Here is a 10,316-nt window from a genome sequence, read left to right as displayed (position 1 = left end):
GGGCTGGCGGCCAGCAGTGCCGCGCCCAGGTAGCGTTCAAGCTCAGGCGAGCTGAAATCATGGTCTCGGCCGCTGCGCTTGACGCTGACGCGGAAGCGCTGGCCACGAAGGCTATCAGCCCAGTGTGCTACGACGAGGTCGCGGGTGGCTTCAAACGATTGGTATGTCAGTAGGTCCACCAGCTGGACTTCATGTATACCCGGGATACGGGCCAGCATCGCGGTCAGCGTCGCGCTTGGCGACACGCGGCGCAAGTGCAGGTGATCCCAGGCGTCTTTGACCCGGGCTTCAGGTGCGTGACGACGCACAATGGTGCGAACGTTGCTGGCCAAGTGGCGACTCATGTTGCGACGCACCTGGCGTGACTTGATCATGATTTCTGGGGACATCTTGAGCAGATAAGACATACAGAGCGCGACCGAATTAGGGTAAGGTGATAGGGCGTAATATTAACATTTTCGACTGCCTCCAGCCGCAGGCACTTGCCGTGACGATGGCATCAAGGGTGGGCTGTCCTGGGCCTCAAAATACGGCAGTGTCATTGCCACCCCGTTTGATTTTATGTCGGTGGATGGCTTGAACGAGGCCGGACAGTTTGCTACTCAAGCTGGGACTGGTCGCCGAACTGCAACTCGAGAACGGGCTGGTCGGTAATGTCAGTAGGAAGTTTGAGGACAAGGGGCCGGTGACGCTTTGTCCATGACGATGCTTCAACAGCTTCAGGCGGGGGACAACAATAGTGAGTTAAAGACAGTCGTAAAACAGGTAGACCCGCTTCAGCGGGTCTACCTGTTTTTGATCAGTAAAGTGCCTGCTCTTCATTGACCACTTCTTTGAGCAACTCAAGAAACAGACGGTCAGCTTCAGAGTGGTCGGCAGGGTCTTCAGGAATATGGATGCTGGTGATGTCGGAAATCTCGCTGGCGATCCGCGTCATCACATCTTTCTGGTTGTCTTCGGCCAAGTGCTTTCTGGCCACGTCGAGCGCCTGCTCGAGCACCTTAGGATCTTGCAGCAGTTTGCGAATGAATTCACGCAGCTCATTGATCACACGGGTTTTCTGGATCTGTGATGAGGACATGTTGAGCTCCTGGTTGGTATCTGAACAGTTGTTGACTATACCGCTGGCCGCTAAAAAAGAGTGGTTCGCTGATCAGCGTTTTACTGGCAATTAGCTGGGACGATAGCACGTTTGTTGCCGGGATCGAGATTCATTGACCGGCCCCTGCCACAGCTGCAGTTGGCCCATCCATTCAAGGTCGGCGGTAGCGGCGCGCAGTGTCGCGGAGGCGGCGTCAAGACTGGTGGGCGGCTGGCTTTCTGGCACAAACAGGGTGACGTCGATGCGTTCGTCTATGTAGTGAAGGTTTAGATCAATACGCTGTTGCCAGGCAGCTTGTGCCTGCCACACACTATTCAGTTGGCGCTCGACCTCGTCACGCAGCGGCAAGTCGGCCCCGATCTCGATGTCCGGAGCACCGGTGTCGTCCTGAGGATCAATATGGAAGGTGATATCGATAACCTTGGGATAGGCTTGATACAGGCGACGGCATACTTCATTGCCGATGCCGTGGGCTTCAGAGACGGTAACCCGGGGCGCTACGACAAGGTGCAGATCGAGCAATACATCGCCACCTACCCGGCGGGTACGCAGGTCATGTACGCCGTGAACACCAGGAACCGCGCTAGCCTCTTCGAGCAGCGCCTGCTGTTCGTCCAGTGGCAGGGCAGTATCAATCAACTCGCGACTGGACTCCCACATCAGCCTTACACCAACATAGCCGATCATCAACCCGACCACCAGGGCGGCCACGGTATCCACCCAGCCAGCTCCCAGCTGAGCCCCAACCAGTCCGATCAGGATGGCAACGGTCGACAGCGCATCGGAGCGTGAGTGCCAGGCATTGGCCTCAAGCAGTGAGGAGTTGATTTCCTTGGCTACGCGCAAGGTAAAGCGGAAGATCCACTCCTTGGATAGCAGTCCGATAATGGCAACGCCAATTGCCCAGTAGCCCGGCGGCTTTATTGTCTGGTCGGCAAATAGGCTTTCCAGGCTGGACCAGGCAATGCCGCCGGCAACAAAAATCAGTACGCTGCCAAGCAGCAGGGTCGCCAATGTTTCAATACGGCCATGCCCGTAAGGGTGGTCGCTATCAGGTGCCTGACGGCCATAGTGCGTTGCCGCCAGGACAAACACATCGGTGATTAGGTCAGAAAAGGAGTGAATGGCATCGGCGACTAGAGCGGCTGAGCCCACCAGCCAGCCGGTAATCAGCTTGGCAATACCCGCCACCAGATCGATGCTCGCACCCAGCAGGGTGACACGCTGGGCTTTGCGTGTATTCTGCTGGCGCTGCTGCGCCGCTGTTTGTGTATCCATTGGTGCTGTTACTCTCTCATCGACCGGTCATCGGCGTCTGACGTTATTGGCCTGGCGTTACTGAAAAGTCCTGCGTGGATGTAAGACGGCTGCTGGACCGTGATTTCACTGGGTTGGCGTATTGGGCAAGCCATAGCGGACGCAGAAACTCTGGTACGGCGTCAAGCCGCGCCTTAAATCGCGCCCGGTCGGATGCGCTGATGGCGCTGCTGTCCATCAGGTCAGGGGCCTCGCCGAGTGCTTCCAGGGCCAGGTAGTGGCTGGGAAACAGCTCATAACTCTGTAGCACCTGGCGGTCGATTTCGGCGGCGACTGCTTCGGCACTGGTGTGACGGGCATCCAGCGGTGTGCCAAAGCGCAGCATGACGCGACCCTTGTGGCCGGTAATGCCAGCGACGATTGACTGGATATCTTCGAAATCCTGTTTTTCGTAGTTGCCACTGCGCTGGACGGCATCGAGCTCGCGGGCTTTCTGCACATCGCAGGGGTCGTACTCATAGCTGATCGACACCGGCACCAGACGCAGCTCGGCGACCGCATCGCCAATGTCTGAGCTGCGATCTTCACGACGGCGGTCCATGGTAATCATCTTGATGATGGCGGGGTCGGTGCGGTCGATCCCATCCTTGGCGCGGCCTTCGCGCTGGGCCATCCAGATTGAGTGGTTGTCAGCGGTGATCGAGTGGCGGATATAGGCGGAAAGCGACTGGTAGGCGGCCAGCATGGCCCGCTTGCCTCGCGAGCTGCGTGGCACGATAAAGCTCTTGTTGAGCCGCATCAGGTCGGTGACATACGGTTTTTTGAGCAAGTTATCGCCGATGGCGATGCGGACCGTATCGCGTCCCGAAAGGTAGAGCGCATAGTTGACAAAGGCCGGGTCCAGCGAGATGTCACGGTGATTGCCGATAAACAGGTAGGCGGTATCGGCCTTGAGCTCACCCAGCGAGTCGAGTCCTTCTACCTCAAAACTGTCGGTGGTGGTGCGGATCATGCGTTGCATGTAGCCGGCAATGCGGTTTTGGAATTCGTTGACGCTGTGCACGTTGCGCACTTCCCAGCGTACGACGATGCTGGCCAGGGCGCGAGCCACTCGGGGCATGAGCCGGGCCAGACGGGGTAGCCGGTAACGGGTCAGGGCGTCAAGAAGCTCCGGGTCATGTGCCAGGCGTGCCAGTACTTCAGCAACCTCATTGTCGTTGTACGGGCGAATGGCTGCAAACGGGTCCTGGTTGCTGTCGTCGATATTGGGGCTACTGTCATGGGTTTTGATAGTGCTGTCGCTGTTCATGGTGTGTTTGCCGGGCCGTTATCGGTCATGCGGGATATGAAACTGTCTGCGCCGCCGTCTGGGGGGTGGCCTGCGAGCTGGCTTCGCCGTCGAGCCAGGCCACCAATCTGTCGATGCATTCCCCCAGGGCTTGGGTCATCAGCAGGAAGTCGGTTTCTAGGCGTACCAGGGCGTCGTCACCGTCGTCAGACTGGGACGCTTCGTCAATTAAGGCATCGTCAAAGCGTAGCGACTTGATCGCCAAGTCATCGTGCAGCACAAAGCTGAGCCGACTTTCAATGCCCAGCGCCAGTTTGCTGGCCTGACGTCCGCTTTCCAATAGCTGCTGGATCTCATCGCTATCCAGGTCCACCTGGCGGGCACGCAAAACGCCTTCATCACCCTTGGCCTTGAGCTCGACCTGATCGCCAAGCACCATGTCCTGCGGGCGAGTGCCGGGATCACCGAGCCAGGTGGTCATGGCGCGTATGGGCAGCGTATGGGTAGCCAGCGGAGTGACCTTGAGGCTGCCTAGGGTGTCGCGAAGCAAGTCGAGAATTTCCTCGGCGCGTTTGCGGCTGCTGGTATTGACGGCGATCAGTGAGCGGGTCGTGTCCCACCACAGGTCCACCGTCTGGCTGCGCACGAAGGCTCTGGGCAGCAGCTCTTCGTAGATCTGTTCCTTGAGCGCGAGCTTTTCCTGGCGGCGCAGCTTGCGACCTTCAGCGGTTTCAATGGCGTCGGCGCGCTCTTCGAGCTCTTCGCGTACCACAGCCGCGGGCAGTAGTCGTTCCTGGCGCAGTGCGGTGATCAGCCTCTGGCCCTGCAGCTCGTGCAACAGGTGATGACCCGCGCGTCCTGCTGGTGCGCACCAGCCAAGGCGCCTTGGCTCGCTGCCACCCAGCGGGCGGAATGCTTGCTCGTCGAGGGCGTTCTCAAGGGTTGTAGCGTCGAGCTGTGGGGCGTCGTGCAGGCGATATAAGTGCAAGTGCTTGAACCACATGGAGCATTTCCCAGCAAACAAAAGAGCGTCATTATGGCCAATGGTGAGCGGTGGTGCCAGCAGAGAGCCAAGAACAGTGTCGAAACACTGGTGGATTTAAACTATCGTTTGAATGCGCGCCATTTCGCTGGCTAAATCGTTGCTCGAGCTGATTCTGTGCACATTTTATGGAGACTATCTGATGGATGCTTCCCTGATGACCATTACCCCCATCCGTGTGAGGGGCTATCACCTGGATGGCTATGGCCATGTCAATAACGCGCGTTATCTGGAGTTTCTGGAAGAGGGGCGCTGGGATTATTTTGATGCGCGCCCTGAGCTGTTTGAGGTGGTCAGGCGCTCAGGGGTGGCGTTTGTTGCGGTCAATCTCAACATTGACTATCGCCGTGCAGCGGTGGATGGCGACGATCTGCAAATTGAGACCCGTTTGGCCGAGCTCGGCACACGCAGTGCGCGCATGCATCAGGATATCCGTCGTGCCAGGGACGGCAAGCTGGTGTCCAGTGCCGATGTGACCTTTGTGCTGCTGGATGTGGCGGCCAACAAGGCAGTACCGGTTGAGGGGGAGCTGCGCGACGCTATGACTCCACTGGTGATGGAATAGCCCGCTGCCTTTGCCTCGATTGGGGTGGTATGATGTGACGCTGTTATTGCGCCATATGTCACGCTTGCGTGACGCGCCAACCTGTTGCAGTGCAAAGGATTCGACGACCCATGGGTGACATCGCCAAACAGATTCTGCCAGTCAATATCGAGGATGAGCTGAAGCAGTCGTACCTCGATTACGCGATGAGCGTGATTATTGGCCGAGCGCTACCGGACGTGCGTGACGGTCTGAAACCAGTGCACCGGCGGGTGCTGTTTGCCATGCATGAACTGGGCAACGACTGGAACAAGGCCTACAAGAAGTCAGCCCGTGTGGTCGGCGATGTGATCGGTAAATACCATCCTCACGGTGATAGCGCGGTTTACGACACCATCGTACGGATGGCCCAGCATTTCTCCATGCGTCATGTGCTGGTTGACGGTCAGGGTAACTTTGGCTCCATTGACGGTGATAATGCTGCAGCTATGCGTTACACCGAGGTGCGCATGGCGCGCCTGGCCCATGAGCTGCTGGCCGATCTTGAGAAAGACACCGTCGACTGGGTCGACAACTATGATGGTACCGAGCGGATTCCCGAGGTACTGCCGACCCGAGTGCCTAACCTGCTGATCAACGGCTCTTCGGGCATTGCGGTGGGCATGGCCACCAATATTCCGCCACATAACATGACCGAGATCATCAACGGCTGTCTGGCGCTGATTGATGACTATACGCTCAGTGTTGACGATCTCATGGAGTACATCCCCGGGCCTGATTTTCCTACTGCCGGCATCATCAATGGCCGGGCGGGTATCGTCGAGGCCTATCGCACCGGACGCGGGCGCATTTACGTGCGTGCGCTGCATACCGTTGAGCACGATGAAAAAACCGGTCGTGACCATGTCATCATCACTGAGCTGCCCTATCAGGTGAACAAGGCGCGGCTGATCGAGAAGATTGCTGAGCTGGTCAAGGATAAGAAAATCGAAGGCATCGCCGAGCTGCGCGATGAGTCTGATAAGGACGGCCTGCGGGTGGTGATCGAAACCAAGCGCGGCGAGTCCGGTGATGTGCTGGTCAATAACCTGTTTGCCCAGACCCAGCTGCAGAATGTGTTTGGTATCAACATGGTGGCGCTTGAGCACGGCCAGCCCCGGATTATGAACCTCAAGGAAGTTCTTGAGGCCTTTGTCCGCCACCGCCGCGAAGTTGTCACCCGCCGCACGTTGTTTGAGTTGAGAAAAGCCCGCGAACGCGGGCACTTGCTTGAAGGCCTGACGGTGGCGATTTCTAACATCGATGAAGTGATAGAGCTGATCAAGGCGTCGCCGTCAGCCAGCGAAGCCAGGGAAAGGCTGCTGGCCCGTACCTGGAAGCCGGGTAAAGTGACCGGCATGCTGGAGCGCGCCGGTGCTACGTCGTGCAAGCCCGAAGAGCTGGAAGAGGGGTATGGCCTTAGCGACGACAGCGGCGAATACCGGCTGTCACCGGCTCAGGCCCAGGCCATTCTGGAACTGCGCCTGCACCGTTTGACCGGACTTGAGACAGAAAAGCTGCTCGATGAATACACCAGCATTCTTGAGCGCATCGCCGAGCTGATGGAGATTCTCGCCTCGTCCGAGCGCCTGCTGGAAGTCATCCGTGAAGAGCTGGTCGCCGTGCGCGACCAGTACGGTGATGAGCGCCGCACCGAGATTCAGGCCAGCCATCTCGACTTGTCGATGGAAGACTTAATCGCTGAGGAAGACATGGTGGTGACGGTATCGCGTACTGGCTATGCCAAGACCCAGCCGCTGTCAGATTATCAGGCTCAACGTCGCGGGGGGCGCGGCAAGTCGGCCACGGCCATGAAAGACGAAGACGTTATCGAGCACCTGCTGGTGGCGTCTACCCATGACACCGTGCTGCTGTTCTCCAACCACGGAAAGGTCTACTGGCTTAAGGTCTACGAGATGCCGGTAGCCAGCCGCGGTTCGCGCGGCAAACCGCTGGTCAACATGCTGCCGTTGGATGAAGGCGAGTCGATTAACACCATCCTGCCGGTACGTAATTACGATCCGGACAGCTATATCTTCTTTGCCACCGCCCGAGGCACCGTCAAGCGCACCAGTCTGGAGCAGTTCTCACGGCCGCGCAGCGTCGGCCTGATAGCCATTGACCTGGAGGAAGGCGACCGCCTGGTAGGTGCCAAGATCACCAGTGGCTCCGATCATGCCATGCTGCTGTCCTCCAACGGCAAGGCGATCCGCTTCGAAGAAAGCAATGTGCGCTCCATGGGCCGCACCGCGCGCGGTGTGCGCGGTATGCGCCTGCTGAACGGTGCCGAGGTGATCAGCCTGATCATCCCGCAAAGCCAGATGATCGATGTCGAAGACGAATCAGCCGTCGATTCACCGGCAGAGACAGCTATTGAAAGCGGCGCGCGCACAAGCGTGAGCATGGAGTCGGGCGACGGGCAGGGCACCGAAACAGTGCCGGTTGGCGATGGCCAGATTTATATCCTGACCGCCTCCGAAAATGGCTACGGTAAACGTACCCGGCTGGAAGAGTTTCCGCTGCGTGGGCGTGGTGGCCAGGGTGTCATTGCCATGCAGACCAGTGAGCGTAACGGTGCGCTGGTGGCCGCTATGCAGGTCTATAGTAACGATGAAATGATGCTGATCACTGACCGCGGTACCCTAGTGCGCACCCGCGTCGAGGAAGTCTCGATTACCTCGCGCAACACCCAAGGTGTGACGCTGATTCGCATGACGGGCGACGAGTCGCTGGTCAAGACAGTGCGTATCGACGAGCTGCCTGATGACGGCAACGAAGATGGTGGCGATGAAAGCGAGGACAGTCGAGGTGATGGCGGCGAGATAATGGCTGAAGAAGGTGCTGGCGGCGAACAGGCTGATGACACCGATCTGGAATCCTGAAGGGGCGTTGAAGAGTAATGACACGACACTTTAATTTCTGTGCTGGCCCTGCTGCGATGCCCACTGCTGTGTTGGATCGCGCGCGCTCCGAGATGAAAGACTACCGAGGGTACGGGCTTTCGGTTATGGAGATGAGCCATCGCTCCAGCGAGTTCATAGCGATTGCTGAACAGGCCGAGCAGGATCTACGCGAGCTGCTGGCGATTCCTGACAATTATCGGGTGCTGTTTACCCAGGGTGGGGCCACGCTGCAGTTTTCTGCCGTGCCCTATAACCTGCTTGGTCAAGGGGGAACTGCCAACTTCCTGGATACCGGTATCTGGAGTAGAAAAGCCATTGATGAGGCGCGCCACCTGTTTGGTGCCGCCTATGTGGCTGCCAGCAGTGAAGCCGATAGTCACAGGGTGCTGCCACGCCAGGAAGATATCGTACTTAGCGAGGATGCCGCCTATCTGCATTACACCGCCAATGAGACCATCGGCGGCCTGGAGTTCGACTACATTCCCCGCGCGGTACATCCGGACGGCCGTGAAGTACCGCTGGTCTGCGACATGTCATCCAGCATGCTGTCCGGACCCCTGGATGTCTCGCGCTTTGGCATCATTTACGCGGGCGCCCAGAAAAATATCGGCCCGGCGGGGCTGGTTGTGGTCATTGTGCGTGATGACTTGCTGCATCAGGCCTGTGCCGGCATGCCATCGCTGCTGGGGTATCAGGCGCTTGCCAAGGGTGGGTCCATGGTCAATACACCGGCTACGTACAGCTGGTATCTGGCCGGGCTGGTATTCCAGTGGCTCAAGCATGACGTGGGTGGCCTTGAGGCCATGGATGCCATCAATACCCGCAAGGCCGAAATGCTTTACAGCGCCATTGATAACAGCGCCCTGTATTCCAACCCGATTGCGCCGCAAAACCGCTCGCGTATGAACGTGCCTTTTGTGCTGGCCGACGAGCGTCTCGACAGTCTGTTCCTGCAGGAGGCAGAGGCTGCCGGCCTGCTGAATCTCAAGGGGCACCGCAGCGTAGGTGGCATGCGGGCCAGTATCTACAATGCGGTGTCCGAGCAGGCAGTGGACGCCCTGATCAGCTTCATGGCTGACTTTGAACAACGCAGGGGATGACCCATGGCAGAGACCCCACAGTCGCTGGACGCGCTGCGCGACAACATTGACCGGCTGGATAACGATATTCTGCGCCTGATCAGCGAGCGCGCCGATTGCGCTCGTCGGGTGGCGGATGTCAAAACAGCAGAAGACGATGCTCAGGCGGTGTTCTATCGGCCCGAGCGTGAAGCCCAGGTGTTGCGGCGCATCATGGCGCTCAACAAGGGACCGCTTTCCGATGAGGAAATGGCGCGCCTGTTCCGCGAGATCATGTCGGCGTGCCTGGCGCTGGAGCAGCCGGTCAAGGTGGCCTATCTGGGCCCGGAAGGCACTTTTACCCAGCAGGCGGCGCTCAAGCACTTCGGAGAAAGCGCCATCAGTCTGCCCATGGCGGCCATTGACGAGGTGTTCCGCGAAGTCGAAGCCGGCGCCGTCAACTATGGCGTGGTGCCGGTAGAAAACTCTACCGAGGGCGTGATCAACCACACCCTGGACTCCTTCATGGAGTCTGGTCTGAGCATCTGCGGTGAAGTCGTGCTGCGCATACACCATCATCTGCTGGTATCCGAAACCACCCGGCGGGACAAGGTGTCGCGGATCTACTCGCACCCGCAGTCCTTTGCCCAGTGTCGCAAGTGGCTGGATGCCCATTATCCGCAGGCCGAGCGCGTGCCGGTGTCGTCCAATGCCGAGGCGGCGCGGCTGGTCAAGACCGAGTGGCACAGCGCAGCCATTGCCGGCGACATGTCGGCCAAGCTGTACGGCCTGACGCATATCGCCGAGAAGATCGAGGATCAGCCGGACAACTCCACCCGCTTTCTGATCATTGGTGATCAGGACGTGCCCCAGTCCGGGGACGACAAGACCTCCATTGTGGTGGCCATGCGCAACCAGCCTGGTGCGTTGCATGAGCTGCTGGAGCCGTTCCATCGCCACCAGATTGACATGACACGACTCGAGACGCGTCCGTCGCGCAGTGGTGTGTGGAACTATGTGTTCTTCATGGATCTCAAGGGCCATCACGACGAGCCTCGAGTAGCGGCGGTGCTTGAAGAAGTC

8 protein-coding genes and 1 pseudogene are annotated in these 10,316 nt (G+C 58.6%); 4 read left to right on the top strand and 5 right to left on the bottom strand.

What is annotated here, in order from left to right; translation table 11 throughout:
• The 5 genes and pseudogenes from ACTH3D_RS11120 to ACTH3D_RS11100 all read right to left on the bottom strand — a co-directional run.
• Positions 1–374: pseudogene (locus ACTH3D_RS11120) on the bottom strand (tRNA uracil 4-sulfurtransferase ThiI); the annotation flags it as partial.
• A gap of 425 nt (positions 375–799) precedes the next feature.
• Positions 800–1,081, bottom strand: coding sequence for a hypothetical protein (locus ACTH3D_RS11115; RefSeq protein WP_441667177.1), 282 nt, complete (start codon positions 1,079–1,081; stop codon positions 800–802).
• Positions 1,082–1,171: 90 nt separating this feature from the next.
• Positions 1,172–2,380: a cation diffusion facilitator family transporter gene (locus ACTH3D_RS11110; RefSeq protein WP_441667176.1), complete on the bottom strand. Its 1,209-nt coding sequence runs from the start codon at positions 2,378–2,380 to the stop codon at positions 1,172–1,174.
• Positions 2,381–2,423: 43 nt separating this feature from the next.
• The gene (locus ACTH3D_RS11105) at positions 2,424–3,668 is read right to left on the bottom strand and encodes a 1-acyl-sn-glycerol-3-phosphate acyltransferase (protein ID WP_441667175.1); all 1,245 of its coding nucleotides are present in this window, start codon (positions 3,666–3,668) and stop codon (positions 2,424–2,426) included.
• A gap of 25 nt (positions 3,669–3,693) precedes the next feature.
• A complete protein-coding gene (locus ACTH3D_RS11100) occupies positions 3,694–4,650 on the bottom strand; it encodes a recombination-associated protein RdgC (RefSeq protein ID WP_441667174.1) in 957 nt (318 codons plus the stop codon).
• A 181-nt stretch (positions 4,651–4,831) separates the two neighbouring features.
• On the opposite strand from ACTH3D_RS11100, the gene ACTH3D_RS11095 reads away from it, so the two are divergent.
• The 4 genes from ACTH3D_RS11095 to pheA all read left to right on the top strand — a co-directional run.
• A complete protein-coding gene (locus tag ACTH3D_RS11095) occupies positions 4,832–5,254 on the top strand; it encodes an acyl-CoA thioesterase (RefSeq protein ID WP_441667173.1) in 423 nt (140 codons plus the stop codon).
• Positions 5,255–5,364: 110 nt separating this feature from the next.
• Complete coding sequence (gene gyrA, locus ACTH3D_RS11090; RefSeq protein ID WP_441667172.1) at positions 5,365–8,154, top strand: DNA gyrase subunit A; 2,790 nt, start codon at positions 5,365–5,367, stop codon at positions 8,152–8,154.
• 17 nt (positions 8,155–8,171) lie between these two features.
• The gene (gene serC, locus ACTH3D_RS11085) at positions 8,172–9,275 is read left to right on the top strand and encodes a 3-phosphoserine/phosphohydroxythreonine transaminase (RefSeq protein ID WP_441667171.1); all 1,104 of its coding nucleotides are present in this window, start codon (positions 8,172–8,174) and stop codon (positions 9,273–9,275) included.
• A gap of 3 nt (positions 9,276–9,278) precedes the next feature.
• On the top strand, positions 9,279–10,316 hold a 1,038-nt coding region (pheA, locus tag ACTH3D_RS11080), incomplete at its 3' end, for a prephenate dehydratase (RefSeq protein WP_441667170.1).

It is taken from the genome of Halomonas sp. (assembly GCF_052095765.1).
Taxonomy (GTDB): Bacteria; Pseudomonadota; Gammaproteobacteria; order Pseudomonadales; family Halomonadaceae; genus Halomonas.
The sequence above is the reverse complement of the archived record's forward strand: the minus strand, read 5'-3'. Positions and strand labels throughout refer to the sequence as shown.

What these genes read in the sequence shown, in the direction of transcription:
- ACTH3D_RS11115 (WP_441667177.1), bottom strand. Translation starts at nt 1,081, where the DNA reads ATGTCCTCATCACAGATCCAGAAAACCCGTGTGATCAATGAGCTGCGT.
- ACTH3D_RS11110 (WP_441667176.1), bottom strand. Translation starts at nt 2,380, where the DNA reads ATGGATACACAAACAGCGGCGCAGCAGCGCCAGCAGAATACACGCAAA.
- ACTH3D_RS11105 (WP_441667175.1), bottom strand. Translation starts at nt 3,668, where the DNA reads ATGAACAGCGACAGCACTATCAAAACCCATGACAGTAGCCCCAATATC.
- ACTH3D_RS11100 (WP_441667174.1), bottom strand. Translation starts at nt 4,650, where the DNA reads ATGTGGTTCAAGCACTTGCACTTATATCGCCTGCACGACGCCCCACAG.
- ACTH3D_RS11095 (WP_441667173.1), top strand. Translation starts at nt 4,832, where the DNA reads ATGGATGCTTCCCTGATGACCATTACCCCCATCCGTGTGAGGGGCTAT.
- gyrA (WP_441667172.1), top strand. Translation starts at nt 5,365, where the DNA reads ATGGGTGACATCGCCAAACAGATTCTGCCAGTCAATATCGAGGATGAG.
- serC (WP_441667171.1), top strand. Translation starts at nt 8,172, where the DNA reads ATGACACGACACTTTAATTTCTGTGCTGGCCCTGCTGCGATGCCCACT.